The organism is Mesorhizobium sp. M7A.F.Ca.MR.176.00.0.0, assembly GCF_004023165.1.
GTDB lineage: Bacteria > Pseudomonadota > Alphaproteobacteria > Rhizobiales > Rhizobiaceae > Mesorhizobium.
In genome coordinates this window covers 41,307-66,147 of sequence record NZ_RZTC01000024.1, presented here as the reverse complement: position 1 = coordinate 66,147, position 24,841 = coordinate 41,307, and the positions used below count along the sequence as shown (strand labels likewise).

General features: G+C 63.6%; 25 protein-coding genes, 1 tRNA gene and 2 pseudogenes. 9 read left to right on the top strand and 19 right to left on the bottom strand.

Annotation, left to right across the window (positions count from 1 at the left end):
- The 3 genes and pseudogenes from EOB59_RS36165 to EOB59_RS10970 all read left to right on the top strand — a co-directional run.
- Positions 1-730 (top strand): annotated as a pseudogene (locus EOB59_RS36165) (hypothetical protein); the annotation flags it as partial.
- Entirely contained in the window at positions 657-3,557 is a 2,901-nt protein-coding gene (locus EOB59_RS10975) for an autotransporter outer membrane beta-barrel domain-containing protein (protein ID WP_245486594.1), read from the top strand. The pseudogene EOB59_RS36165 and the gene EOB59_RS10975, both read left to right, overlap by 74 nt.
- A gap of 35 nt (positions 3,558-3,592) precedes the next feature.
- Positions 3,593-4,171, top strand: a complete 579-nt coding sequence (locus EOB59_RS10970; protein WP_127379941.1) for an invasion associated locus B family protein — start codon at positions 3,593-3,595, stop codon at positions 4,169-4,171.
- Positions 4,172-4,258: 87 nt separating this feature from the next.
- On the opposite strand, the gene coaBC is transcribed toward EOB59_RS10970, so the two are convergent.
- From coaBC to ubiE, 6 genes are all read right to left on the bottom strand, one after another.
- Positions 4,259-5,491: a bifunctional phosphopantothenoylcysteine decarboxylase/phosphopantothenate--cysteine ligase CoaBC gene (gene coaBC, locus EOB59_RS10965; protein ID WP_128288353.1), complete on the bottom strand. Its 1,233-nt coding sequence runs from the start codon at positions 5,489-5,491 to the stop codon at positions 4,259-4,261.
- Positions 5,492-5,516: 25 nt separating this feature from the next.
- Positions 5,517-5,918 carry a type II toxin-antitoxin system VapC family toxin gene (locus tag EOB59_RS10960; protein WP_128288352.1) on the bottom strand — a complete coding sequence of 134 codons (402 nt, stop codon included), beginning with the start codon at positions 5,916-5,918 and terminating at the stop codon, positions 5,517-5,519.
- A 2-nt stretch (positions 5,919-5,920) separates the two neighbouring features.
- Complete coding sequence (locus tag EOB59_RS10955; RefSeq protein WP_127270486.1) at positions 5,921-6,175, bottom strand: hypothetical protein; 255 nt, start codon at positions 6,173-6,175, stop codon at positions 5,921-5,923.
- Positions 6,176-6,177: 2 nt separating this feature from the next.
- Entirely contained in the window at positions 6,178-6,387 is a 210-nt protein-coding gene (locus EOB59_RS10950; RefSeq protein WP_127270485.1) for a hypothetical protein, read from the bottom strand.
- A 74-nt stretch (positions 6,388-6,461) separates the two neighbouring features.
- The gene (gene ubiB / locus EOB59_RS10945; RefSeq protein WP_128288351.1) at positions 6,462-8,036 is read right to left on the bottom strand and encodes a 2-polyprenylphenol 6-hydroxylase; all 1,575 of its coding nucleotides are present in this window, start codon (positions 8,034-8,036) and stop codon (positions 6,462-6,464) included.
- Between the two features lie 70 nt (positions 8,037-8,106).
- A complete protein-coding gene (gene ubiE, locus EOB59_RS10940; RefSeq protein ID WP_127328341.1) occupies positions 8,107-8,883 on the bottom strand; it encodes a bifunctional demethylmenaquinone methyltransferase/2-methoxy-6-polyprenyl-1,4-benzoquinol methylase UbiE in 777 nt (258 codons plus the stop codon).
- A 134-nt stretch (positions 8,884-9,017) separates the two neighbouring features.
- Here ubiE and EOB59_RS10935 point away from each other — a divergent pair, with 134 nt between their 5' ends.
- The 3 genes from EOB59_RS10935 (at position 9,018) to EOB59_RS10925 (ending at position 11,555) form a co-directional block, all read left to right on the top strand.
- On the top strand, positions 9,018-9,992 hold the full coding sequence (locus EOB59_RS10935) for an adenosine deaminase (RefSeq protein WP_127266930.1): 975 nt from the start codon (positions 9,018-9,020) through the stop codon (positions 9,990-9,992).
- Between the two features lie 145 nt (positions 9,993-10,137).
- Positions 10,138-10,767 (top strand): uracil phosphoribosyltransferase, encoded by a 630-nt coding sequence (gene upp / locus EOB59_RS10930; RefSeq protein WP_127266929.1) that lies wholly within the window; start codon positions 10,138-10,140, stop codon positions 10,765-10,767.
- Positions 10,768-10,991: 224 nt separating this feature from the next.
- Complete coding sequence (locus tag EOB59_RS10925) at positions 10,992-11,555, top strand: TIGR02281 family clan AA aspartic protease (protein ID WP_128288350.1); 564 nt, start codon at positions 10,992-10,994, stop codon at positions 11,553-11,555.
- 84 nt (positions 11,556-11,639) lie between these two features.
- Here the strand turns inward: EOB59_RS10925 and deoA are convergent.
- The 6 genes and pseudogenes from deoA to EOB59_RS10895 all read right to left on the bottom strand — a co-directional run bounded on the left by deoA (position 11,640) and on the right by EOB59_RS10895 (position 17,893).
- Positions 11,640-12,963, bottom strand: a pseudogene (gene deoA / locus EOB59_RS10920) (thymidine phosphorylase).
- Positions 12,963-13,772, bottom strand: coding sequence for a purine-nucleoside phosphorylase (locus EOB59_RS10915; RefSeq protein WP_127395407.1), 810 nt, complete (start codon positions 13,770-13,772; stop codon positions 12,963-12,965). Before EOB59_RS10915 ends, deoA begins: the two are co-directional and overlap by 1 nt.
- 30 nt (positions 13,773-13,802) lie before the next feature.
- A complete protein-coding gene (cdd, locus tag EOB59_RS10910) occupies positions 13,803-14,195 on the bottom strand; it encodes a cytidine deaminase (protein WP_127395406.1) in 393 nt (130 codons plus the stop codon).
- A gap of 56 nt (positions 14,196-14,251) precedes the next feature.
- A complete protein-coding gene (locus EOB59_RS10905; RefSeq protein ID WP_127266924.1) occupies positions 14,252-15,223 on the bottom strand; it encodes an ABC transporter permease in 972 nt (323 codons plus the stop codon).
- A 1-nt stretch (position 15,224) separates the two neighbouring features.
- The gene (locus EOB59_RS10900) at positions 15,225-16,364 is read right to left on the bottom strand and encodes an ABC transporter permease (protein WP_023812577.1); all 1,140 of its coding nucleotides are present in this window, start codon (positions 16,362-16,364) and stop codon (positions 15,225-15,227) included.
- The gene (locus EOB59_RS10895) at positions 16,361-17,893 is read right to left on the bottom strand and encodes an ABC transporter ATP-binding protein (RefSeq protein WP_127328351.1); all 1,533 of its coding nucleotides are present in this window, start codon (positions 17,891-17,893) and stop codon (positions 16,361-16,363) included. The genes EOB59_RS10900 and EOB59_RS10895 overlap by 4 nt, the downstream gene beginning before the upstream one ends.
- A gap of 245 nt (positions 17,894-18,138) precedes the next feature.
- Here EOB59_RS10895 and EOB59_RS10890 point away from each other — a divergent pair, with 245 nt between their 5' ends.
- Entirely contained in the window at positions 18,139-18,345 is a 207-nt protein-coding gene (locus EOB59_RS10890) for a SlyX family protein (protein ID WP_174800349.1), read from the top strand.
- 22 nt (positions 18,346-18,367) lie between these two features.
- Complete coding sequence (locus tag EOB59_RS10885; protein ID WP_128288349.1) at positions 18,368-18,775, top strand: hypothetical protein; 408 nt, start codon at positions 18,368-18,370, stop codon at positions 18,773-18,775.
- On the opposite strand, the gene EOB59_RS10880 is transcribed toward EOB59_RS10885, so the two are convergent.
- The 5 genes from EOB59_RS10880 to EOB59_RS10860 form a co-directional block, all read right to left on the bottom strand.
- Entirely contained in the window at positions 18,770-19,210 is a 441-nt protein-coding gene (locus EOB59_RS10880; protein ID WP_245486593.1) for a GNAT family N-acetyltransferase, read from the bottom strand. The two genes, EOB59_RS10885 and EOB59_RS10880, sit on opposite strands and share 6 nt — an antisense overlap.
- A 136-nt stretch (positions 19,211-19,346) precedes the next feature.
- A complete protein-coding gene (locus EOB59_RS10875) occupies positions 19,347-20,336 on the bottom strand; it encodes a BMP family ABC transporter substrate-binding protein (RefSeq protein ID WP_128288348.1) in 990 nt (329 codons plus the stop codon).
- A 208-nt stretch (positions 20,337-20,544) separates the two neighbouring features.
- A complete protein-coding gene (gene msrA, locus EOB59_RS10870; protein ID WP_127395402.1) occupies positions 20,545-21,210 on the bottom strand; it encodes a peptide-methionine (S)-S-oxide reductase MsrA in 666 nt (221 codons plus the stop codon).
- A gap of 100 nt (positions 21,211-21,310) precedes the next feature.
- The gene (locus EOB59_RS10865) at positions 21,311-21,634 is read right to left on the bottom strand and encodes a hypothetical protein (protein WP_127266916.1); all 324 of its coding nucleotides are present in this window, start codon (positions 21,632-21,634) and stop codon (positions 21,311-21,313) included.
- Between the two features lie 308 nt (positions 21,635-21,942).
- Complete coding sequence (locus EOB59_RS10860; protein ID WP_245482561.1) at positions 21,943-22,647, bottom strand: hypothetical protein; 705 nt, start codon at positions 22,645-22,647, stop codon at positions 21,943-21,945.
- A gap of 361 nt (positions 22,648-23,008) precedes the next feature.
- On the opposite strand from EOB59_RS10860, the gene EOB59_RS10855 reads away from it, so the two are divergent.
- Positions 23,009-23,098, top strand: a tRNA-Ser gene (locus EOB59_RS10855).
- A 191-nt stretch (positions 23,099-23,289) separates the two neighbouring features.
- Here the strand turns inward: EOB59_RS10855 and EOB59_RS10850 are convergent.
- Together EOB59_RS10850 and EOB59_RS36160 are read right to left on the bottom strand one after the other, a co-directional pair.
- Entirely contained in the window at positions 23,290-24,507 is a 1,218-nt protein-coding gene (locus EOB59_RS10850) for an FAD-dependent oxidoreductase (protein ID WP_127395400.1), read from the bottom strand.
- A 15-nt stretch (positions 24,508-24,522) separates the two neighbouring features.
- On the bottom strand, positions 24,523-24,841 hold a 319-nt coding region (locus EOB59_RS36160), incomplete at its 5' end, for an aldolase/citrate lyase family protein (protein ID WP_245486592.1).

Below are 24,841 nucleotides of genomic sequence, written 5' to 3'. Positions count from 1 at the left end.
GACCCAGCAGGAGCGTTCCATCGGCATCTTCGCACAGTCGGTGGGTGGCGGCGGTGGCGCCGGTGGCGCCGGCGAAAGCACCGGTCACACCGATGAATCGGAAGTCAGTGTCAACCTGTCACTGGGCGGGTCCGGCAACGTTGGCGGTAACGGTGGCAAGGTCAATGTCGAAAACAGCGGCTGGATCCAGACCGAGAAGGCCTATTCGCACGGCATACTGGCGCAGTCGATCGGCGGCAGCGGCGGCGTCGGCGGCGCTTCGGGCACCTCGGCCAAGGACTCCAATGTGGCCATAACCTTGAGCCTCGGCGGCGCCGGCGGCACCGGCGGCAAGAGTGGCGAAACCGTTCATGTGACTAATTTCGGGTCGGGCGAGATCCTGACCAAGGGCGATAATTCGCACGGCATCTTCGCGCAATCGGTGGGCGGTGGCGGTGGCGCGGCGGGCGCCGGCTCGACCGAGACAGGCAGCGCGGAAACGTCGGTGACGCTGGCGATCGGCGGGCTGGGCGGTGGGGGCAGCAGCGGTGGACGTAATCGTCGACAATCATGGCAAGATCACCACGCTCGGCTTTCTTTCGCACGGCATTTTCGCGCAATCGGTAGGCGGTGGCGGCGGTGCTTCGGGTGCCGCGGCCAACGCTTCGGAGGCCGACATGACGATCGGCGGCGCGATTTCTCTGCCGAGCGGCGACGGCTCCAATGGCGGCCATGTCACGGTCAACAATGACGGCATCATCGAAACCTGGAAGGATGGAGCGCTCGGCATTTTCGCCCAGTCCGTCGGCGGCGGCGGTTATGGCGGCGTGGTATCGGCCGACACGGCGGGAGACGAGTCGGTTGCGCTGCAGCTTGGCGGCTTCGGCGGCAATGGCGGCAATGGCGGCAAGGTCGATGTCACGGTTTCCGGCACCATCATCACCCATGGCGAGCGCGCGCATGGCGTGGTCGCGCAATCGGTCGGCGGCGGTGGCGGCTATGGCGGCGACGCCAAGGGCAAGAGCTCGAATGCGTTGGCCATCGGCGGTCTCGGCGGCAATGGCGGCGATGGCGGCGATGTTACCGTCATCCGCACCGGCACGATCACGACGACGGGCAAGGATTCCATCGCCATCATCGCGCAGTCGGTCGGTGGCGGCGGCGGCATCGGTGGTGCCGGTTTCGGCCGCTTTGGCGCCGACGACGACGGCGGCGGGCCAAACGCCATCGGCTTCAACACGCCTGGTGGCACCAAGGGCACCGGCGGCAAGGTAACCATCATCCAGTCCGGCGCCATTGAGACCGATGGCGACCGTGGACACGGCGTCGTTGCCCAGGCGGTGGGCGGTGGCGGTGGCGCCGGCGGCATGGATTCGCTGGCCATGGGCCAGTCGGCGGCCGGCTCGCAAGGTGGTATCGGCGACGCTGCGGCGTCGGCCGCTAGCACGGACAGCCAAGTCTGGGTCAAGGGCGCAAGTTCGTATGCGATGTTCGGCCAGAGCGCGACAGGCGACGGCAATGCCCATGCGGTCGATCTGACGGCGGGTGACAGCCTGTTCGCGCAAGGTGCGGATTCCGTGGCTGTCTATGGCGAGAGCACGGCCAAGGGCGCCAAGGGCAACATCTCCATCAACCTGAATGGCCAGTACACGATCGGCGGTGCCGGAACCGGCGTGGCGGCGATGCTTGTCGGGCGCGCAGACAACACGCTGAACAACCACAGCCTGCTTTATGCGATGGGGGCAACGCCGAGTTTCACCATCCAGGCGTCGCAATTTCAGGCATTCCAAGCCTTCCTGTTGGCGCCCGGTCCCGTCGTGCCGACGAATGCGATCCTGGAATCGCTTCTGGACGATTTCAGCCCACTGGCTATCACCGGCACATCGGGCGATGACCATGTGGAGAATTCGAAGAGCGCCGACACGCTCGGACGGGTGATCGGCAACATGGACCTCGGCGGCGGCACGAACAGCTTCCACAATATCGCCGACGCCTCGATGGTCGGCCTCAAGGCCATCGATCTCGGCGGCGGCAAGTTCACCGATGACGGGCTGTTTACCAACCAGGGCATCGGCGTCGTGGCCAAAGTGGATGTCACGGGCGGCTTCACGCAGATATTCTCGGGCGACTTCGTCACCGACGTCGATCTCAACAACCAGATCACGGATGCCCTGGCACTAACGGTGGCCGGAGACTTCGATGGTGAGGCGCCGTTGAATTTCCTGTCGATCGACAAATTGTTCGCCGAATATGTGCTGGCCACCGGATCGGCGATGACCGATTCCGGCATCACGCCCACGACGCTGCATCCGGCGGTCGGCTTCAATTTCCTGACCAAGGTGGTCGGCGGAACGGATCTGGTTCTCTATGCCGACAATCCGACTTTCCTGGAGTTGGCACAGGATCCTAACTCCGGCACGACCGATCCCGGCGTCTTCCAGATGGCGCAGTATCTCGATGATGTCGAGGCTTCTTCGAGCCCAGACAATCCGATGGCGCTGTTGATCAACATGCTGCGCTTCCTGCCCGATGAAATGGAGCTCGGCTCGGCCCTGACGCGGCTGACGCCGCACTATGCCGTGCACACATTCGAGATGATCAACCGCTCCACGGACATCATGCTGGAGGCGGCGCGCGAATGCACCGGCGTTCCCGCCTACAAGGATCCCGACGGACGCTGTGTCTGGGCGTCGATCAGTCCGCAAGCCGAGTACAGCCGCGACGCTGGGGCCGGCACCACCAGCCGAGACGACGTCATGAAGACGATGTCGCTTGGCGGCATTGGCGAGGTCAGCCAGCACTGGTCGCTCGGCGCAACGATAGGCCGGACCGAATTCGACTCGAAGATCGATTTCAACGGCGAATTGCTGTCGGCCACGACAGGCGAATCCTGGCAGGCGTATGCGCTGGCGAAATATGCCGACAAGAACTACTTCATCGACTTCGCAGTCGGCGGCGGCACCGGCTCCTTCAAGGGCGAGCGCGATACGCATCTCGATCAGGTGGCCTTCATTCCGGGCGAAACGCTGATCGGCGATTATCTGCCGGAGGCATTGCTGCCTGGCATCGGCAACAGTGTCACCTACACGCAGAAAACCGCCCAGTTCGGCGGTTCGGCGCGGCTCGGCATAACGCAGGAGATGGGTGTTTCCTACCTTCAGCGGACCCTGCAGTTCGACGCGCGCTGGCTGCGTGTTTCCGGCAAGGAAGTGGGCTCGGTTGCCGCCTTCAACTTCGACGGCAGCGCCAACATGTATTATTCGGCGACGCCGGCTTTCGAGATCGGTACCGACATTGCACTCAGCGACATTGCCAGCCTTCGCGTCTACGGCAAGGCTGGCGTGGAGTTTTCCGACAAGGAGTGGGAAATCGAAGGTCGCTTCGCGGCGGCGGAGAATCTGCCTGGCAACCCCGCATTGCACTTGACGGAGGCCGTCGATTCGCCGCTCTATCGGGTCGGCGCCGGCCTTGAGCTGAACGGCGTCAATGGCGTCGGCATGTCCGTCAGATATAATGGCGCCTTCGGCGAAACGGTTAAACAGAACGCGATCAGCGCGTCTCTCAAGGTCAGTTTCTAGCTGGTCCGAGGCGGAGCCGGGCGGGAGGGATCTTGATGAGGAAGTACGCGTATTTCGTGGCGATGCTGGGTGTTGCCTGCACCGTCGGCGTGGCGGCCGTGGCGGCGCAAACCAAGAGCGACAAGGCGGTCGCGGCACCCGCTGCCGCGGATGCGCCGCAGTTGCCCGGCGGCGCGTCGGCACTGTCTGAAACCCACGGCGACTGGACGGTCAATTGCCAGATATCGGGCACGGCCAAGACCTGCAGCCTGTCGCATCAGCAATTCAACAAGCAAAGCAATCAGCGGCTGCTGGCGATCGAGCTGTCGAGCAAGACCGGCGAGGATGCCACGGGCACGCTTGCGTTGCCGTTCGGCCTGGCGCTGGCCAAGGGGGTCAGCCTGACCATCGACGATCAGAAGCTGGACGGCAGCCTGGCGTTCAACACCTGCCAGGTCGTCGGCTGTCTGGTGCCGGTGGTGTTCGATGCGACTGTCACGCCGCTGCTGAAATCAGGCACCACACTGAAGATCGACGCTTTCGCGGCAGATACCGGACAAGCGGTGAACTTTTCCATTCCGCTCAACGGCTTCGCCGGCGCGCTTGCCCGGACCGCGCAGCTTTTGACCAATTGAGGTAGAGCCGCAGGACTTAAAGCGCTGCCTGAATGTCGTCTCGCGGCAGGGCAGTGCGTCACTGCCTCAGAACGTCTCTGCGTCGGTTCAAACGATGATGGTTTTAAGCCTTTCGGCGATCAAGGCGGCGAGCCGCGCCGCCACATCGTCCTTGCTCATCTCCGGCCATTCCTCGACGCCAGCCTTTGACACGATCCGCACCCGGTTGCGATCGCCGCCCATCACGCCCGAAGAACCGACGCCGCTTCCCTGCGACACGTCGTTGGCGACGATGAGATCGGCGCCTTTTTTCTTGAGTTTGGCCTCGGCGTTGCTCAGGAGATCCTGCGTCTCGGCGGCGAAGCCGATAACCAGGCCGGGTCGCTGGCTGTGATGGCCGACGCCGGCGAGAATGTCGGGATTTTCGACCATGCGCAGCACCGGCGGCCCTTCGCCGGCGACCTTTTTGATCTTCTCACCGGCTGAATTCTCGGTTCGCCAGTCGGCAACGGCGGCGACGAACACCGCCGCGTCGGCAGGCAGGAGCTGTTCCACCGCGTCGCGCATCTCCTGCGCACGTTCGACATGGATGGTCTTCACGCCAGCCGGATCGGCAATGTCGACTGGGCCGGAAACGAGGCGCACATCGGCGCCGAGCCTGGCCAGTGCTGCCGCTATGGCATGGCCCTGCTTGCCGGACGAACGGTTGGCGATGTAGCGCACCGGGTCGATGGGCTCATGCGTGGGGCCGGAGGTGACGATGATCCTGCGCCCCGACAGCGGCTTCGGGCCGACGTCGAGCAGTGCCTCGATCGCGGCGACGATCTCCAGCGGCTCGGCCATGCGGCCTTCGCCCGCTTCATTGCTTTCGGCCATCTCGCCCCTGGCCGGACCGACGAAAGTGACGCGGTCCTTCTGCAGCGTCGCGCGGTTGCGGCGGGTAGCCGGATGCGCCCACATTCTGGGGTTCATGGCCGGCGCCATCAACACCGGCTTGTCGGTGGCGATGAGCACGGTGGAGGCCAGATCGTTGGCGTGGCCATTGGCGAGCTTGGCCATCAGGTCGGCGGTGGCGGGCGCCACCACCAGCAGATCGGCCTCTCGCGACAGCCTGATGTGGCCGACATCGTGCTCGTCCTGGCGGTCGAACAGTTCGGTAAAGACATGGTCGGCGGAGAGCGCGCCGGCCGACAGCGTGGTGATGAATTCCTGCGCGGCCGATGTCATGACCACCCGAACCGCGGCCCCGCGCTCGCGCAGCCGGCGGATGAGATCCAACGCCTTGTAGGCGGCGATGCCGCCGCCGATGATGAGCAGGATGCGCTTGCCGGAGAGGCTCATGCCCAAGACCAGTTCTTATCGAGTGTCATGCCGGCTTCAGCGCCGGTTCGATATCGGTATGGATGAAATCATTGCCCTTGAAAAGCAGCGGCAGGTTTCGCGTCCTGGCGAGGGCGTAGGAAAAACAGTCGCCCATGTTGAGTTTGGCGGGATGGCCAGCGCCGCGGCCATAGAGGGCATAGGCTTCAATGCCGGCCTGTGCATGTTCGGCAGTGAGAGCGACGATCGTGACTTTCAGTCTTTCTAGAAGGCCTCTCAACTCAGCTGTGCCGGCCGCCCCATAACGTCCGACGACGACCGTGCCACATTCCATCAGGGTCGCGGCGCTCATAAACATCAGCTGATTTCCGGACAGGCGCTGGGCTATCACCGGTGCATCAGGCTCCTGCTTGAGGATGGCCAAAATCGCGGAGGTGTCGATCACCACAGTCAGTCCTCCTCGATGAAGGACCAGAGCTCATCCGTTAGTTTTTTCTGGTCGAAGTCCACTTTTCGCAATCGTCGACCGAATTCGAGGATTTCCTCTGCCGTGACGACATCGTCGTCGTGCTTGTTGACTGCCGCTACATCCTTCAACAACAGGGTTCTTGCCTCCTGCTCCATTGACACGCCATGTCTGGCGGCCTGCTCGCGCAGCCTTTGCTTCAAATCCTCGTCGAGATTGCGGATCGTCAGGGTGCCCATGGCTATTCCTGCATTCTTGCGATTGATTGATCCTTGGGTTTTTCCCCAGATGCCAAACCCGTTCGGTCGAACCCTTTTGTGGTCGGCAGCCCAACGGATGCGGCGAGCACGTCCCGCGCTTCCTGCTCCATGGAAACGCCCCGCGCGGCGCCGCGCTCGCGTAGCCGCCGCATGACATGGTCTTCCAGATTGCGGACGGTAATCCTCGCCATATGCACACTCCTACGTAGAATATAGCGATCTCGATTTCCGACTGCAATGACAGCATTGCTGTCATTGCCTGCACTCAGATGATCTTCCAGGCGATATAGACCAGCGTCAGCGCAATTACCCAGAGTGCCCAGCGGCCGGAGCGGCTGTAGCGCGCCTCGGCCTTGCCGATGGCGTCGGCGGTGGTCTCGTCGAAGCGCAGGCCGTGCTCGGCCATCAGGTCGATCTCGCGCGACAGCCGGTCGGTGCGCGCCGCAAGCTCGGGAATCTGGCGGGCCAGGGTCAGCAGCGCCCGGGCGCCGTCACGCGCATCGATCATCATGCCACGCGGCCCAAGATTGCCTGATATCCAGTCGCCGACCACCGGCTCGGCCGTCTTCCACATGTTGAAGGCCGGGTCGAGCGTGCGCGCCACGCCCTCGACCACCACCATGGTCTTCTGCAACAGGATCAATTCGGGCCGCGTCGCCATGTCGAAGAGTTCGGTGACCTCGAACAGCAGCGTCAGAAGCTTGGCCATCGAGATGGTCTCGGCCGGCTGGCCATGGATCGGCTCCCCGATCGCCCGGATCGCCTGCGCGAAGGCTGCGACATTGTGCTGGCGCGGCACATAGCCGGCCTCGAAATGGACCTCGGCGACACGCAGATAGTCGCGCGTGATGAAGCCGTAGAGAATTTCGGCGAGGAAGCGGCGCTCCTTCTTGCCGAGCCTGCCGGCAATGCCGAGATCGACGGCAACGATGGTGCCGTTTGCCTCGACGAACAAATTGCCCGGATGCATGTCGGCATGGAAGAAGCCGTCGCGCAGGGTGTGGCGCAGGAACGACTGGATGAGGTTGGCTGCGATCGCCTTCAAATCGTGGCCGGCGGCTTCCAGGCCGGCAATGTCGTTCATCTTGACGCCGTCGACCCACTCCATGGTCAAGACGTCGCGGCCGGTGCGCTCCCAGTCGACGGACGGCACGCGAAAGCCGGGGTCGTCCCTGGTGCTTTCGCCGAGTTCCGAGAGAGCCGCCGCCTCGAGGCGAAGATCCATCTCGATCTTGGTGGTCTGCGCCAGCGTCTGGGTGACCTCGACCGGCCGCAGCCGGCGGGACGAGGGGATGTATTTCTCCTGCAGGCGAGCGGCGAGGAAATAGCTTTCGAGATCCTGGAAGAAGCGGCGGCGCACGCCGGGCCGGATCACCTTGACCGCCACCTTGGTGGCAATGCCGTCATGGACAGCGTCGGCGGCATGGACCTGGGCGATGGAGGCGGCGGCGACCGGGTCGCCGAATTGCGTATAGAGATCGCCGATCTTGCGCCCGAGCGAAGCCTCGATCGCCACGATGGCCTCGGCCCGGGGGAAGGTGTGCATCTTGTCCTGCAACGTGGCGAGATCGAGCGCCATGTCGTTGCCGACGACGTCGGGCCGTGTCGCCAGGAACTGGCCGAGCTTTACATAAGACGGACCGAGCCGGACGACCGCCTTGGCCAGCCGGTCGCTGCGCTCATAGGCCAGCGCGCGGCGGCGGGTGAACAGCCGCGCCATCCGCCATCCGAACTTCGGCAGGCCGGACAGTTCCTCACCCGGCAGAGCGGCGACGACACCCTCGCGGACCAGCACCCAGCCGGCCCTTACGAGCCGGAATCCTGCACTGACATTGCTCATGGCAGCGCCAATCCTGCCGGCTCTTTGAACCGGCATAGCACGCGTCGGTTGTGAGAAATGCGGCCCGGCCTCAAAGCTTCCAGCCCGAATGAAGTGCTGCAATACCGCCGGAGTAGTTGCGGAAGGAAACGCGGTCGAAGCCGGCGCGGGAAATCATCGTCGCGAAATTCTGCTGATTGGGAAACCTGGCGATCGATTCGACCAGATAGGAATAGGGTTCGCCGTCGCCAGTGACCATCTTGCCGATCTTTGGAATGGCGTTGAACGACCAGGCTTCGTAGGCCTTGTCGAGAAGCGGCATCTCGACCTCGGAAAACTCCAGGCACAGGAAGCGCCCGCCGGGCTTCAGCACGCGAAACGCTTCGCCCAAGGCCACTTCGATGCGCGGTACGTTGCGGATGCCGAAAGCGATGGTGTAGGCATCGAATGTGGCATCAGGGAAGGGCAGTTCCTCGGCATTGGCCTCGACGAAATCGGTGTTGCCGGACAGGCCCTTCTTTTCGGCCCGGTCGCGGCCGACGGCCAGCATCGAGCCATTGATGTCGAGCACGGTGGCATGGGCATTGCCGTGGCTGGCATCGACGATGCGGAAGGCGATGTCGCCGGTGCCGCCGGCAACGTCCAGCACGCGCCAGCCGATCCTTTTGGGAGGATTGAGCCAGGTGACCATGGCGTCCTTCCACAGCCGGTGCAGGCCGGCCGACATCAGATCGTTCATCAGGTCGTAGCGGTTGGCGACCTTGTGGAAAACATCGTTGACCAGGGACTGCTTGTCGCCAGCCCCGACACGCTTGAAACCATAGGAGGTTTCCATGCCGCCCGCGGCCGTGGTTCTCTCAACTGACATTTTTTTGATCCGTCATAAAACCGGCGGGACCATAGCCGATCGATGGTGCGGGCGCTATTGTTTAAGGCGCGGTGTTCAGCCGCGCTTCCAGGTGGCGGGTTTTCGAGACCTGGACGGATCGACGGGATGGTTGAATGCCTTTGAAAGCGGAACTGCACTGCCACATCGAAGGGGCAGCGGCGCCCGAACTCGTCATCCGCCAGGCGCAGAAATACGGCAAGGACACCTCGCCCTATATCCAGAACGGTTCCTTCGTCTGGCATGATTTCACCTCCTTCCTGGCGGCTTATGATTTTTCCGCCGATCTGTTCCGGACCGAGGAGGACTATGCGCGGCTGGCCGACCATTATCTGACCAGTCTCGCTCGCGACGGCGCCATCTATTCCGAGGTGTTCACCTCGCCGGACCACGCGAAAAAGGCCGGCCTGTCGCCCAAGGCCTATACCGATGCGCTCGGCGAAGGCATGGCCCGCGCCAAGGCCAAGACCGGCATCGAGGGCCGCATGATCGTCACCGGCGTGCGCCATGTCGGCGTCGAGTCGATCGAGCAGGCGGCGCGCTTCGCGGCGCGCTGCGGGCATCCGCTGGTCACCGGTTTCGGTGTCGCCGGCGATGAGCGCATCGGCGATATGGAGGACTATGTCAGGGCTTTCGAGATCGCCCGCGAGGCCGGGCTCGGCATCACCATCCATGCCGGCGAATTGACGGGCTGGGAGACGGTCCAGGCGGCGCTCGATCATATCCGTCCGTCCCGCATCGGCCATGGCGTGCGCGCCATCGAGAACCCGGACCTCGTCCGGCGCATCGCCGACGAGGGCGTCGTGCTGGAATGCTGCCCCGGTTCCAACATCGCGCTCAAAGTGTTCGACAGTTTCGCCGATCATCCATTTCCGGCCCTGCAGGCGGCCGGCTGCAAGGTGACGCTCAATTCCGACGATCCGCCCTATTTCTGGACCTCGCTGAAGCGGGAATACGACATTGCCGCCGAGCATTTCTCGATGAACGAAAAGGCGCTGGCCGCCGTCACCCGCACCGCCATCGAAGCCGCTTTTGTCGATAGAAAGACGAAGACCGCGCTTCTTGCCCGGTTGAACAGCGCGGCACGCTGATTTCCGCCGACAAAGCTGTGGTCGGTGCGGGCCAGCGGTTCCTTGGCCGGCGCATTGCCGCTAGGGTTCGCTCAGGCAGCTTGAAGCGCGGCGCGTCCGAAAGGGCCATGCGCGCATTTTCGGGCGCAGGCATCAGGAGAACACCATGCAGGGCGTCACCGTCGTCGACCACCCGCTTGTCCAGCACAAGCTGACCATCATGCGCAAGAAGGAAACCTCGACGGCCGGCTTTCGCCGGCTGCTGCGCGAAATCTCGCTGCTGCTAGGCTACGAGGTCACCCGCAACCTCGAACTGACGACGACGACCATCGAGACGCCGATGGAAACCATGGAAGCGCCGACGCTTGAGGGCAAGAAGCTGGTCTTTGCCTCCGTGCTGCGCGCCGGCAACGGCTTGCTGGAAGGCCTGCTCGACCTGGTTCCGGCGGCCCGCGTCGCCCATGTCGGTCTCTACCGCGATCACGAAACGCTGGAAGCGGTCGAATATTTCTTCAAGGCGCCGAGCGATCTCGCCGACCGGCTGGTGATCGTCGTCGATCCGATGCTGGCCACCGCCAATTCGGCGATCGCGGCGATCGACAAGCTGAAAGAGCGCGGCGCCACCAACATCCGTTTCCTTTGCCTGCTGGCGGCGCCCGAAGGCATCGAACGCTTTCTCAAGGCGCATCCGGACGTTCCCGTCTTCACCGCTTCGATCGACCGCCAACTCAACGAGAAGGGCTACATCATGCCCGGCCTCGGCGACGCCGGCGACCGCATGTACGGGACCAAGTAATACCAGGCAAAGTCACCTGGTGCGATTTACCAAACGTTTACGCAAAGGCGCGGTTTTGACGCGCGTTAAAGCGGCAAACACCATCCGGGTCTAACGATCGGCTGTCACTACGGCGCCGCGCGTCCATTTCGGACGCGCAAAGGACGCTGTAGCACTTTGATTTGCGCGTGAGCCTTTCCGAAAATCGATCCCGATTTCCGGGGGTCATGCGGCGAGGCCGATCCATGCTGCGCAAACTTCTGATCCTCGCCGTTTTCGCCGGTTCATCGGCATCGATACCGATCGTGTATCAGTCCAATCCGCAACTCGTCGAAAACCTGCTGAGGTCGGCGGTGCCGGGCAAACAAACGGTCGAAGCCCAACCAGACGTCAATCTGGCATCGGTGCCCAACAAGCCCGCGGCCCCGCTGCCGATGGGCCGCAAGGTGGTCGTCGCGGCAGACGAGCGCGGACATTTCTCATCGGCTTTCAAGTTCAACGGGCGCCAGGTCGACGGCATGATCGACACCGGCGCCACGCTGGTCGCCATCAACATGTCGACGGCACGCCGAATCGGCTTGTCGCTGAATGCTTCGGACTTCAGCCACGAGGTCAACACGGCCAACGGCACCATCAAGGCGGCCGTGGCCATGATCGACCGCCTGCAGATCGGCAACATCACGGTCAATGACGTCCAGACCATCGTGCTCGACGACAGGGCGCTGCGCACCAATCTGATCGGCATGAGCTTTCTCAACCGGCTCGACAAATACCAGGTCGAGAACGGCACGCTGCTGCTCGTCCAGTAAGGCTATTCGTTTTCCGCAATTTCCAAGGGAAAGCGCTATGCGCTTTCCCGGGAAAACCGGTCCACCACTTTTCCTGGAATTGCTTCAACCGCGCGGCAGAATCCGCCGGATGACCGACTTGTCGGCGGGCGGCTTCGAGGCGCCGACCGACCGTATAGGCCGAAAGCACGGTAGCCGCGGCGGCCTCGGCATCGGCCGATGAGCGGGCATGGATCAGCGCCAGCGTCTCGCCGGCCCCAACCTCCGCACCGACCGGCAACAGCCTGGTGATGCCGACCGCGGGGTCGATCTTGTCGTCCGGCCGCGTGCGTCCACCTCCCAGGCCGACCACGGCGAGCCCGATATCGCGGGTGGCGATGCCGGTGACGAAGCCGTTTGCGGTCGCCTTGACGGCAAATTCGATCGCCGCCGCCGGCAGATACTTTTCCGGTTTCTCGATGAAATCGGCGGGGCCGCCAAGCGCGGCCACCATGCGTGCGAAGGTGGCGGCGGCGCGGCCGCTGGCGAGTGTCTCGGTGGCGCGCCGCATGCCATCCTGGTTGGACGACACCAGCCCGGCCGACTGCAGCATTTCGGCGGCCAGCGCCAGCGTCACGTCCTCGAGCCGACGGTCACGATACCGGCCGGTGAGGAAATCAACGGCGTTGCGCACCTCGACGGCGTTGCCGGCGGCCGACGCCAATGGCTCGTTCATGCCGGTGATCAACGCCGAAGCCTTTAGTCCGGCGCCGTTGGCGATCTCAACCAGGCTGTTGGCGAGTGCGGTGGCGTCGCGCGATTTTTCCATGAAGGCGCCGTTGCCGACCTTGACGTCGAGCACCAGCGATTGCAGCCCGGCCGCCAGCTTCTTCGACAGGATCGAAGCGGTGATCAGCGGCACCGATTCGACCGTGCCGGAGACGTCGCGGATCGCATAGAGCCGTCGATCGGCGGGCGCGAGGTCGGCGGTCTGGCCGATGATGGCACAGCCTGTTTCGAGCACCGCCTTGCGAAACAGCGCGACGTCGGGCTGGCTGATGTAGCCGGGGACGGCGTCCATCTTGTCCAGCGTGCCGCCGGTGTGGCCGAGGCCGCGGCCCGAGATCATCGGTACATAGGCGCCGCAGGCGGCGACGATCGGCGCCAGCATCAGCGAGACATTGTCGCCGACGCCGCCGGTCGAATGCTTGTCGGTGACCGGGCCGGGCAGGTCCGACCAGTCGAGCACATCGCCGGAATCGCGCATCGCCAGCGTGAGCGCCACGGCCTCGTCGCGGTTCATGCCGTTGAAGAACACCGCCATGGCGAAGGCGCCGGCCTGGCCATCGGTGACGGCGCCCGACGTCACGCCCGCGACGAAGCCGGCGATCTCCTCTTCCGACAGCCTGAGGCCATCGCGCTTGCGGCGGATGATTTCCTGGGGAAGCATCAGGTCTCCAGCAGTCCGTCGTGGAACACGCGCTGCAGGATCGTTGCGAGCCGCGCGCCGCCTACCGGTGCCATGTCCTTGGTCTCCTGGTGCGATAGCTCGGCCCCGGTCATGCCGGCCGCCAAATTGGTGATGACCGAACAGGCGGCGACGCGCAGTCCTAGGAAGCGGGCGAGAATGACCTCCGGTACGGTCGACATGCCGACCGCATTGGCGCCCATGATGCGCGCCATGCGGATCTCGGCCGGCGTTTCGAAGCATGGGCCGGAGAACCACATATAGACGCCCTTGTGCAGGGTGGTGCCGGTCGCATTTGCCGCCCGCTCGATGGCCTGGCGGATGCCGGCATCATAGGCTTCAGTCAGGCCGACGAAACGCCGGTCGCTTGGTTCGCCGATCAGCGGATTGGTGCCCGAGAAATTGATGTGGTCCGATATCAGCATCACCGAGCCCGGCGGCATGTCCGGATCGACCGAACCGGCGGCATTGGTGAGGATCAGTTTCGTGATGCCGATGCCGGCAAGCACTTCCAGCACCGGCCGCATCGCCGCGGCAACGCCGTGCTCGTAGTAATGGGCGCGGCCCGACAGCATCAGCACCGGCACGCCGGCAAACAGCCCCGCCACCACCTCGCCGGCATGCCCGGTGACACCGCTTCTGGGAAAACCGGGCAGGTCGGCATAGGAGATGCGGATCGGGCCCTCGATCTGGTCGACCAGACCGCCGAGGCCCGAACCGAGCACCAGTGCCGTGGCGGGCGCCAAGCCGTCCAGCCTTTCGACGAGATGATCCAGGGTTTTTTCCGTCATCGCTGCCAGCTGTTCATTTGAGCCCGTTGTTCATTTCAAAATATCGCCGCGGAAACCGTAAGGCAGCATGTCGCCCATGGTCACGGTCTCGGCCACACCTGCATTGTCGCAGAGATAGAGCTTTGTTTCCGGCTGGCAGAATTCGGCCAGCCGCTGCCGGCAGCCGCCGCAAGGCGAGCATTTCGCCATGCGTTCGGCGATGACGGCGATTTCCACGATCTTGCCGCCGCCGCCCATGATGTAGTGGCCGAGCGCCGTGGTCTCGGCGCACCAGCCTTCCGGATAGGAGGCGACTTCGATGTTGGCGCCGGTAAAGACGCGCCCGTCCTCGGTGCGCAAGGCAGCGCCGACCGGAAACTTAGAATAGGGCGCGTAGGCCTTGGCCATGGCGGCCTTGGCGGCCTCGAACAGATCATGCGACATTCAGGTGTTCTCTCCGATGATCGTGTTCAAAACCCGGCGCAAAGCCGACCCGTCGCTCAACGTTCCTTGACATAAGGCACGCCGCCGGCGCGTGGCGGGATTGCCTTGCCGATGAAGCCGGCGAGCAGGATGACGGTGAGGATGTAGGGCAGCGCCTGCATGAACTGCGCCGGCACCTTGCCGATGATGGGCAGCGGTGATCCCTGCAGGCGGATCGACGCCGCGTCCAGGAAGCCGAACAGAAGGCAGGCGAACATGGCGTTGACCGGCTTCCACTTGGCAAAGATCAAGGCTGCCAGCGCGATATAGCCCTTGCCGGCGGTCATGTCCTTCACGAAGCCGCCATTTTGCACCATCGACAGGTAGGCGCCGGCAATGCCGGTGAGGATGCCGGTGCAGATCAGCGCCCTGTAGCGCAGCCAGGCGACCGATATGCCGGCAGTATCGACGGCGGCCGGGTTCTCGCCTACGGCGCGCAGCCTGAGGCCAAAACGGGTGCGAAACAGCACCCACCAGGTGAACGGCACCATCAGGAAGGCAAGATAGACCAGGATCGAGTGGCCCGACAGGAGCTCGGCATAGATCGGTCCGATGATCGGAACGCCGCGGATGGCCTCGGCGCCCGGCAAGGTGATGGCCTCGAAGCGCTCGCCCGGTTGCAGCGCCGGCGTGCGCCCGCCCTGCTGGAACCAGGCCTGGCCGAGGATGATGGTCGAGCCGGCGGCGATGAAATTGATCGCCACGCCGGAGACGATCTGGTTGCCGCGATGGGTGATCGAGGCAAAGCCGTGGATCATGGCAAAGGCGACCGAGATCAGGATGGCCATGCCGAGGCCGAGAAAGGCCGAATGGAACACGGAAGCGGCGGCCGCGCCGGCGAAGGCGCCGACCAGCATCTTGCCTTCGAGACCGATGTCGAAGATGCCGGCGCGTTCCGAATAGAGGCCGGCGAGGCAGGCAAGCAGCAGCGGCACCGAAAGGCGGATGGTGGAGTCCAGTGTCTGGATGATCGCGTTGAACACATCCATCTCAGGCACCTTTCCCCTTGACCGCTTCCATGCCCACCGATCGCGGACTGAACGAGGCGAACAGCGCCTGGATGTAGGGCCGGAACATGTGCTCGAGGGCACCGGCAAACAGGATCACCAGGCCTTGAATGATGACGATCATGTCGCGGCTGATCGCCGGCATCTCGAAGGCGAGTTCGGCGCCGCCCTGGTAGAGCATGCCGAACAGGATCGCCGCCAGCACGATGCCGACAGGGTGCAGGCGGCCCATCAGCGCCACGGCGATGCCGACGAAGCCGGCGCCGGAAACGAAGTCGATGGCGACATTGTGCTGATCGCCCATCACCGGATTGAGTGCCATCATGCCGGCCAGCCCGCCCGAGATCATCATGGCGGTGATGATGATGCGGGTTTCGGAGATGCCGGCATAGCGTGCCGCTTTCGGGCTGTGACCGTAGGTGCGCATTTCATAGCCGAGCTTGGTGCGCCAGATCAGCAGCCAGACCAGGAAGGCCATGACCAGCGCCAGCAGGAAGGTGACATTGAGCGGCGCCGAACGGATCTTGGCGCCGAACAGCTCGATGATCCAGTTGAGCTTGGGCAATTCCGCGCCGGCGAGGAAGTTACGCGTCTGCGGCGCTTGCGAGGCGGCTGGCTTCAACGGGCCGACCAGCAGGTAAACCATGATCGAGGCGGCGATGAAGTTGAACATGATGGTGGTGATGACGATGTGCGAGCCACGCTTGGCCTGCAGATAGGCCGGGATGAGCGCCCACAATGCGCCGACCGCCGCCGCGGCAATGATCGCCAGCGGGAAGGTCAGCCACCATGGCAGTGTGCTGTCGAAGCTCAGGCAGACGATGGCGATGCCGAGGCCGGCGATGTAGGCCTGCCCTTCGGTGCCGATGTTGAACAGGCCGCAATGCGCGGCCACCGCCACCGAAAGCCCGGTGAAGATGAAGGTGGTGGCATAAAAGAGGGTGAAGGCGATGCCTGTGCCTTTGCCGAAGGCGCCCTCGACCAGGATGACGGCTGCGCGCAACGGATTCTCGCCGACCAGAAGCACGACGAAGCCGGCGACGACGAAGGCGACGAACAGATTGATCAGCGGGATCAGGCCATAGTCGGCCCAGGCCGGCAGTTTGGCGTAAGGCGCGCTCAAAGTGCTGCCTCCTGGTGCTCGATGCCAGCCATCAGCAGGCCGAGTTCGCCCTCGGTCGCTTCGGGACCGCGCTCGCCGACGATGCGGCCGGCAAACATCACCAGGATACGGTCGGACAGCGAACGGATCTCGTCCAGCTCGACCGACACCACCAGCACCGCCTTGCCCTGGTCGCGCATGGCGATCAGGCGCTTGTGGATGAATTCGATGGCGCCGACATCGACGCCGCGTGTCGGCTGGCCAACGATCAGAACACCAGGGTCCTGTTCCATCTCCCGCGCCAGCACGATCTTCTGCTGGTTGCCGCCGGAGAAATTGGCGGTCTTCAGCCGGCAGTCGGCCGGGCGGATGTCGTATTTGGCGATCTTGTCCCTGGCATCGTTGCGGATGGCATCGATGTTGAGGAACGGCCCCTTCAAATAACGGGGATCATCGTGATAGCCGAGGATCGAATTCTCGTTCTCCTCGAAGGCCAGCACCAGCCCGACGTGATGGCGGTCCTCCGGCACATGGGCCAGGCCGCGGTCGCGCAGTTCGCCCGGGTCGGCGGCGCCGGTCAGGTCGATCGGCTTGCCGTCGAGCATGACCGAGCCGGACACCGCACGCCTGATGCCGGAAATCGCCTCGAGCAGTTCGGATTGTCCGTTGCCGGCGACACCGGCGATGCCGACGATCTCGCCGGCCCTGATATCGAAGGAGATGTCGTCGACCATGGTTACGCCGCGCGTATCCTTCACCGTCAGGTTCTTGACAGCGAGCTTGACGGCGCCGGCCTCGGCCTCGCCCTTCTCGACCCGCAAGAGCACGCGCCGCCCGACCATCAGCTCGGCCAGTTCCTCGACAGTCGTCTTCCTGGTTTCGCGCGTCGCCACCATCGTGCCCTGGCGCATCACCGACACGGTGTCGGTGATGGCCATGATCTCGCGCAATTTGTGGGTGATCAGCACCACCGTCTTGCCCTGGTCTTTCAATTGCCCGAGGATGCGGAACAGGTGGTCGGCCTCGGCCGGCGTCAGCACGCCCGTCGGCTCGTCGAGGATCAGGATCTCGGCGCCGCGATAGAGCGCCTTCAGGATCTCCACCCGCTGCTGCAGGCCGACCGGCAGCTCCTCGATGATCGCATCGGGATCGACTTCCAGCCCGTATTCGCGCTCAAGCCGCTCCAGTTCGGAGCGTGCCTTGGCGATGCTCTTCTTCAAGAGCGCATCGCTTTCGGCGCCGAGGATGACGTTCTCCAGCACCGTGAAATTGTCGACCAGCATGAAGTGCTGATGCACCATGCCGATGCCGAGCGCGATGGCGTCATTGGGGGTCTTGATCGAGGCCGGCTGGCCGCCAACGCGGATTTCGCCGCTGTCGGCCTGGTAGAAGCCGTAGAGGATCGACATCAGCGTCGACTTGCCAGCTCCGTTCTCGCCGACAATGCCGTGGATCGTGCCGCGACCGATCTCAAGATTGATGTCCCGGTTGGCGCGCACCGCACCAAAACTCTTGTTGATGCCGATCAACTCGATTGCGGCTTGCGCCATGCAGCCTGTCCCACTCTTATTTTTTTATCGCTTGGTCAAAACGCCTAGCATGACGCTCCGCCCGTGCCAATTGGCGGAGCCGGTTCACTCTCGACAAATCCCGGTGCGCTTGTCAATTTGCAACGTGGCCGGGGCCTTCACATTCGCTAGTATGACGGCGCCGAAATTCGCATCACGGCGCAAGACATCGCGGTGAACGACATCGCGGTGAACGTCATCGCGGTGAAGATTGGGGAATTCACATGATCACGCCCGCCGACCGGCTGACGACGCTGGAAATACGCGCCGCCGAGCAGGAGAAGACCATCGAGGAACTGTCCGGCCAGATCGCCGAGCAGTGGAAGGTGATCGAGCGCATGCAGCGCAAGCTCGACGCGCTGACGGATCGCTTCCTGGCGCTGGAGGAGCAGACAGGAGATGAAGTGCCGGTAACCAAGCCACCGCACTGGTGAGGAAAAAGGGAAGGTGCACGCCTTGGTCAGTGAAAGCGATCGCATCGCGCGGGCCGGCGAATATGTGCTCGGTCTTATGAACGACAAAGACCGCGAACGGGCCGAACGTGACCTGGAGGTCGATCCCGCCTTCCGCGACGCAGTCGCGCGACTTGCCGAGCAGATGTATTTCTTCGACCGTTACGGAAAACGCGACCTGCTGCCTGGCAGGCATTGGGAACTGGTTACCCAACGCCTAGCCGAGTTACCTCAGATGCGCAGCGTCGAGCTCGGCGGCAATGAGGTCAAACCGCGCACGGTGATCCGAAGCCTGTCCCGGCCACCATACGGCATTGGCGTGCACGCGCTTGGCGGCCGGCGCGGAGTTGTCGCTGCCGCCGGGCTGATGGTGGCGTTCGCGCTGGGCTGTCTCGTCGCGAAGCTGCTATAGGCGAGGGCGGCGCGACATCAGCGCCATCTTCTCGCCGTCCGAGCCGCTTATCTCAACGGTATTCCAGCCGAGAGCCGCGTAGAAATCACGCGCATCCCATGTGTAGAGATGGAGCATCTCGACGCCCCGTGACGCCGCATGGGCTTCCGTTGCCTTGACCAACGCGGTGGCGATGCCTCGGCGTCGATACCTTGCATCGACGACCAACCCGGCCAGCCATGGCGTCAGATCATGTACGGGCTCCAGCTCGTGGCGGACCAGCAGGCATGTCCCGACCGGGGTGTCGCCGATCCGGGCAACGAATGCCGCCTCGAAGCCGTCACCGGCGATCAAGCCACGAAGCCCTGCCGCATCTTCCCCGAGCGTCCTTCCGGTTCCCTCGAAAAACGTGGCCAGGCGCAGCTGGGCTACCGCTGCTACGTCGTGCTCGCCCATGGGTGCGATCTTTGGCTGCATCTGTATCCCGAAACGGTGGCCGGCACGGAGCGAGCGTTTCGCTCGATCCGGTAAAGACAAAACCGCCGGGCTGGCGCCCGGCGGTTTGCAGGTCATGTCTGTGTGTTCGTGCCGCTCAATAGGGGCAAGCGTTGTCAGCTGTATAGTCGTGCACTTCGGTCTTGCCGGCAATGATGTCGGCCTTGGCCTTTTCGACGGCCGCCTTCATCACGTCCGTCACCAGCGCCTTGTTGTTGTCGTCCATGGCGTAGTCGACGCCGCCTTCCTTGAGGCCCAGATTCTCGACTCCGCCCTTGAAGGTGCCGTTCTTGCCGTCCATGAAGGCGGTGTAGACGGCGACGTCGACGCGCTTCAGCATCGAGGTCAGCACCTTGCCCGGCTGCAGGCCGTTCTGGTTGGAATCGACGCCGATGCCGAGCTTGCCGGCATCTGCCGCCGCCTGCAGCACGCCGACGCCGGTGCCGCCTGCCGCGGCGTAGATCACGTCGGAGCCCTGGTCGATCTGCGTCTTGGCGATCTCGCCGCCCTTGGCCGGATCGTTCCAGGCAGCCGGCGTGTCGCCGGTCATGTTCTGGATGACATCAGTCGCACCCGCCGACTTGGCGCCGCCGACATAGCCGCATTCGAACTTGCGGATCAGAGGGATATCCATGCCGCCAACGAAGGAGACCTTCTTGGACTTAGAGGCCATCGCCGCCAGGATGCCGACGAGGTAGGAGCCCTCCTGTTCCTTGAACTTCAGCGACCGCACGTTCGGCAGATCGACCTGGTCGTCGATGATGGCGAAGTTCAGGTCGGGATATTCGGCGGCGACCTTGGTCAGCGCGTCCGTCCAGGCAAAGCCGGCCATGACGATCGGGTTGCGGCCGTCCTCGGCGAAGCGGCGCAGCGCCTGCTCACGCTGCGAGGCATTGGAGACCTCGAATTCGACGTAGGCCGTGCCGGTTTCCGTCTTGAATTTCTCGGCGCCGTTGTAGGCAGCCTCGTTGAAGGATTTGTCGAACTTGCCGCCGAGATCATAGAGGATGGCCGGCTGGACATCCGCGGCGAAAGCCGGAAGAACCATTGCGGTTGCGGCCAGGAGGCCGAGAACGATACGTTTCATGTGATCCACACCCTGTCGGTTATTTTTTCCGTTATGCACCGCATGCCTGCCCGGTTCTCCGGCAGGCATACGACGTCAGCCAGGAGTGTACTCCCTCCCGCTCGGCGGCAATCTGGCATGGCCCGAAACAAAATTCACGCGGAATTTTGACCTTTTGGAAAAGCTTGATGCGGGCAAGCCGCACCGCAGCTTGTCCTTGCGCCAAGTGTTACGTGGACGCGGTGACAGGGATGACGCAAGCGACGCCGGTGCCTTTGAGGTTGCACGTGCCGTAAGGGTTCTTCGCCAGATATTGCTGGTGATCGGCTTCTGCGAAGTAGAATTCGGCCGCCGGCGCGATCTCGGTGGTGATCCTGCCGTGGCCGGCACCGCGCAGCGAGGTCTCATACGCATCGCGCGAGGCGCTCGCCGCCCGCAATTGCGCCTCGTCGCTCGTGTAGATCGCGGAGCGATAGGTGGTGCCGACATCATTGCCCTGGCGCATGCCCTGCGTGGGGTCGTGCCTTTCCCAGAACAGCTTCAGAAGCCCAGCATAGGAGACGATCTCGGGGTCATGGACCACCAGCACCACTTCGGCATGGCCGGTAAGCCCTGTGCAGGTCTCCTGATAGGTCGGATTGGGCGTGAAGCCGCCGGCATAGCCGGCGGCCGTGACCCAGACGCCTTCGATCTGCCAGAACAGCCGCTCCGCACCCCAGAAGCAGCCCAGTCCGAACATCGCCGTCTCCAGCCTCTCGGGATAAGGACCCTTGAGCGATCTTTTCAAGACCTTGTGCCTGGATGCGGTCGGGATCGCCCTGGCGCGGCCCGGCAGGGCCTCGGAGGGCTTCGGCAGATTGAGCTTCTTGTTCAGCATGTCGCTGAGAAAGAACATGCGCGGCTCCTCTCCGGGTGAAACGCAAGAAGCCGCATGACGGCGGCTTTGTTTGAGCATCGGATTCCCAAAACCGGCAACCGCTTTTGGGTCCGATGCTCTAGGTGGCGGCGAACTGCCCAGCACGCGGTGGCCGCCTGTAGCCTATCGCATAGAGCAGGAAAGCCAGCACCGCGAACACGGCGAAGCCCGGCTGGTTCAGCACCCAGGCGACGGCGCCGTCCCACAGCAGCGGGCTGGCCTTGGTTCGGATGAAGGTTTCGAAGGCGGCCCTCGTGTCGGGCGAGACCGCCAGCCAACTGGTGTTGAGCGGGGTCAGCACCAGCACGGAGGCCGCCACGGTGCGTGTCGCGTCGAGCACCGCCATGATGACGGAAATCGACAGCGCGATCATTGCGGCAAGACGAAAGACGAAGCGAAACATCAGAACCCTCCTCCGGGCTGGTCCCCTCCCGAGGGGCCTTTCAGAGATAGAATGCGCATGGCTGGATCGCAATCGCCATACGCGAATTTGCAGACTCCAAACTCAGGTCAACAGAAGGCCGGACGACAGTCGGTCGGGTAGCTTTTCATTGACATGTGAGGGCAGCTATGCTAACAATTTCGACATGGTGCTGACTTGCGCCGACGACCCGCCGCACAGGCGGGTTTTTGCGTTTGGTGCCTCGCAAACCGACGTGCCGGCCAAGTCTTCAAAGACCGGGTGAACCCGGATTCGTTGCTCTGCGCGAATTATGCGGCCGGCTTCCTTTTGCGCCGATGGACACGCCAGACGGCGAAAACGCCGCCGCCAATGGCGCCGATCACCAGGCCGGCCAAGCCGGTGAACACGGCGAAATAGCCGCAGGCGCCCTCGAAACAGCTCATCTTGGTGGCATCAGCGATCACCGAGCCGATGGCGAATCCGCCCACGGCGCCGATGACCGCGCCCAGGACGATGCCGAGCAGCGCGGCGACGACCGAGACGAAGACAGGCGGGCTTTCGGTTTCCGGATTGACATAAACGGCATCGGCTTCGGATCCACGGCGCAGCAGATAGATGCAGAGGAACCCGATGGCGATTTGAGCAGCGGTGATGGCAAGCGCCTGGCCCGAAAAGACGAAATCCGAAATCGTCAGTGCACAGGCCTGCCAGGCCACCAGCCAGATGATTGTGGCGACCTGCCAGATGGTGAACTGGCGCGGGAAACGGGCCGAGCGGCCGAAGGCGAGGCCGAGCAGGTAAAGCCCCCACAGGATGGTGACGATGTCGACGGCGAGCCCGCCATAGACAAGGTAAAACACGCTGTCTGGCAGGCCGGTGGCGCCGACCGCGGGCCAGACGGAGATCAGGCCGTAGACCGACCACGCCATGACGAAGACGAGCCAGCCCACCGGCACGAAGGAAAGCCCGCTGTCCGGCCGCCTGACTGGCGTCTGTCCATTGCTCGATGTCATGTGCGCACGATGCCCCCGCAAAGCCTCGGCACCCGACAGGCAACTTTGGGGGAAGTCAAGGGCGGCCGGCCCGGCGGTCGTGCCTGTGCACACCATTGCAGCGGCGGCGCCCGTAAAAACGGGCATGCCGGCCGCGTTGTGAAACACTGTGTGGCCGGCAAAGCGAATAGACTGCCGTTATGGCTTGGCATTCGGCGCCGGATCGACTAGATGAGCCCCGCGCCTGTTGCTTCGACGGCTCAGGTGCGGGGAAGGGCGTTCGCTGGTTGGCGGCGCCGACGGCGGAAGTTCCGCCTTGCCCCAAGGGAGGTGCATCTCCCCAATCCGCGCGGCAAAACCGGCCGACGCGACATGCATGGACGGAGAGGTGGCCGAGTGGTTGAAGGCGCACGCCTGGAAAGTGTGTTTACGGGAGACCGTAACGCGGGTTCGAATCCCGCTCTCTCCGCCAGTTTGCACCTAGGTGTGATCAAGATAGGCGCGCCCAGGCAATATGATCTGGCGCAGGCTGCCGACGCTCATCGCGATCTCGAGGCCAGGAGGACAACCGGGGCGCTTGTGCTTGGTGCAATCTCGAACACGACCGACGTCCCGTAGTCAATTGCATCGCCAAATCAAAACGGGGTGGTCGATCGTCTCGCCCTAGATCACCGCTTCCTCGAGGAACGGCTCGTTGCGCTCTATGCGCTCGTAACAGAATGGCGACAGATCGAGCGTCTGGAAAGCCCCGTGAACGATAAGTTCTGAAACTCCCCGGCCCACGGCTGGCGACTGTTGCAGCCCGTGCCCCGAGAAGCCGTTGGCAAACATGAAATTGGTCACCTGCGGGTGGAAGCCGACGATGCCGTTGTGGTCGAGCATGTTGTACTCGTAGTGGCCGGTCCAACTGGTCTGGACCTTGAGTGCGTCGAAAGACGGAATGCGGTGCCAGAGTGCCGGCCAGATGTGGTCGTCGAACTCTTCATGATGCATTTCAAAGTCGTCGTAGCCGGCCGGTCCGTCGCCCTGCGGCGTGTTGCCGGTGAGAAAAAGCTCGCCTTCGGGACGCACGAATGTTCCGGAAAGGTCGATGACATTGGGCATCCGGCCGGGGATCGGGTTGGCGCTGGCGAAGACGAAGCTGTAGCGCTTGTAGGGCGCGACCGGGATCGACAGGCCGGCCATGGCTGCCACCTGCTGCGCGCGCGGGCCCGCGGCGTTGACCAATGTTCCGCAACGAACCGTCTGTCCGGTCGCGAGGCGCACCGAGATGACCCGTCCATCGGCAATATCCAGCCCTGTCGCTGCATTGTCGATATACTCGACGCCGCTGGCGCGGGCGGCGCGGCGGAAACCGTTCATCAGCCCCACGGAATCGAACCAGCCCTCTTCCCTAGCCCCCCAGGAACCGCCACCGAGATCCTCCACATTGAGCCAGGGGAAGCGATCCTTCAGCGGGCCCGGCTCGAGGAACACTGTGTGGGCCCCAAAACTGCGCTGCAGATCGACGCGCTCGCGGGCCGCTTCGACGCCGTCGGGTGAACAGCAGTAAAGATATCCATGCTCCTTGAAGCCGAGGTCGGGCGCCGGTTCGTCCTTGTAGAAAGGTGCCATACGCTCCTGAAATCCGCGGATGATCTCGATGCCGAACTGGCTGATCTTCACATTGATCGGATTGGAATATTGCTGCCGGATCGCGCTGGTGGACAGCGCCGTCGATGAAAACTCGTAACTGCTATCGCGCTCGACCACGAGGATCGAGGCACCGCTGCCCAGCGCCTGGCTCAGCCAGTAGGCCGTGGACGAGCCGACAACCGCTCCGCCGACGATGACGATGTCGTAGGCGTTGCGCGATGGCGCTTTGTAAGGCGGGATCCCCATGGCTCCGACTCCAAGCTACTGGTTGAACAAAGCGATCAGGGCATCCGAGCCCCGCGCAAGAAGGCCAAGGTCCGAACCGACGGCAACCATGGTGAAGCCTTCGGCAAGGTAGCGGTCGGCATCGGTCTTCGCCGGCGCCAGGATGCCGCTTGCCTTGCCTGCCGCCGTCGCGGCCTTGCGCACGGACGAGATTGCCTCCTGGACATGTGCCGCGCCGGGATTGCCCATCGCGCCCATATTGGTGGAAAGATCGCCGGGACCGACGAAGAGAACGTCGACGCCGTCGACCGCCGCGATCTCGGCGGCATTCGCCACGCCCAATTGATCCTCGATC

What these genes read in the sequence shown, in the direction of transcription:
- EOB59_RS10975 (WP_245486594.1), top strand. Translation starts at nt 657, where the DNA reads ATGACGATCGGCGGCGCGATTTCTCTGCCGAGCGGCGACGGCTCCAAT.
- EOB59_RS10970 (WP_127379941.1), top strand. Translation starts at nt 3,593, where the DNA reads ATGAGGAAGTACGCGTATTTCGTGGCGATGCTGGGTGTTGCCTGCACC.
- coaBC (WP_128288353.1), bottom strand. Translation starts at nt 5,491, where the DNA reads ATGAGCCTCTCCGGCAAGCGCATCCTGCTCATCATCGGCGGCGGCATC.
- EOB59_RS10955 (WP_127270486.1), bottom strand. Translation starts at nt 6,175, where the DNA reads ATGGGCACCCTGACGATCCGCAATCTCGACGAGGATTTGAAGCAAAGG.
- EOB59_RS10950 (WP_127270485.1), bottom strand. Translation starts at nt 6,387, where the DNA reads ATGGCGAGGATTACCGTCCGCAATCTGGAAGACCATGTCATGCGGCGG.
- ubiB (WP_128288351.1), bottom strand. Translation starts at nt 8,036, where the DNA reads ATGAGCAATGTCAGTGCAGGATTCCGGCTCGTAAGGGCCGGCTGGGTG.
- ubiE (WP_127328341.1), bottom strand. Translation starts at nt 8,883, where the DNA reads ATGTCAGTTGAGAGAACCACGGCCGCGGGCGGCATGGAAACCTCCTAT.
- EOB59_RS10935 (WP_127266930.1), top strand. Translation starts at nt 9,018, where the DNA reads ATGCCTTTGAAAGCGGAACTGCACTGCCACATCGAAGGGGCAGCGGCG.
- upp (WP_127266929.1), top strand. Translation starts at nt 10,138, where the DNA reads ATGCAGGGCGTCACCGTCGTCGACCACCCGCTTGTCCAGCACAAGCTG.
- EOB59_RS10925 (WP_128288350.1), top strand. Translation starts at nt 10,992, where the DNA reads ATGCTGCGCAAACTTCTGATCCTCGCCGTTTTCGCCGGTTCATCGGCA.
- EOB59_RS10915 (WP_127395407.1), bottom strand. Translation starts at nt 13,772, where the DNA reads ATGACGGAAAAAACCCTGGATCATCTCGTCGAAAGGCTGGACGGCTTG.
- cdd (WP_127395406.1), bottom strand. Translation starts at nt 14,195, where the DNA reads ATGTCGCATGATCTGTTCGAGGCCGCCAAGGCCGCCATGGCCAAGGCC.
- EOB59_RS10905 (WP_127266924.1), bottom strand. Translation starts at nt 15,223, where the DNA reads ATGGATGTGTTCAACGCGATCATCCAGACACTGGACTCCACCATCCGC.
- EOB59_RS10895 (WP_127328351.1), bottom strand. Translation starts at nt 17,893, where the DNA reads ATGGCGCAAGCCGCAATCGAGTTGATCGGCATCAACAAGAGTTTTGGT.
- EOB59_RS10880 (WP_245486593.1), bottom strand. Translation starts at nt 19,210, where the DNA reads ATGGGCGAGCACGACGTAGCAGCGGTAGCCCAGCTGCGCCTGGCCACG.
- EOB59_RS10875 (WP_128288348.1), bottom strand. Translation starts at nt 20,336, where the DNA reads ATGAAACGTATCGTTCTCGGCCTCCTGGCCGCAACCGCAATGGTTCTT.
- msrA (WP_127395402.1), bottom strand. Translation starts at nt 21,210, where the DNA reads ATGTTCTTTCTCAGCGACATGCTGAACAAGAAGCTCAATCTGCCGAAG.
- EOB59_RS10865 (WP_127266916.1), bottom strand. Translation starts at nt 21,634, where the DNA reads ATGTTTCGCTTCGTCTTTCGTCTTGCCGCAATGATCGCGCTGTCGATT.
- EOB59_RS10860 (WP_245482561.1), bottom strand. Translation starts at nt 22,647, where the DNA reads ATGACATCGAGCAATGGACAGACGCCAGTCAGGCGGCCGGACAGCGGG.
- EOB59_RS10850 (WP_127395400.1), bottom strand. Translation starts at nt 24,507, where the DNA reads ATGGGGATCCCGCCTTACAAAGCGCCATCGCGCAACGCCTACGACATC.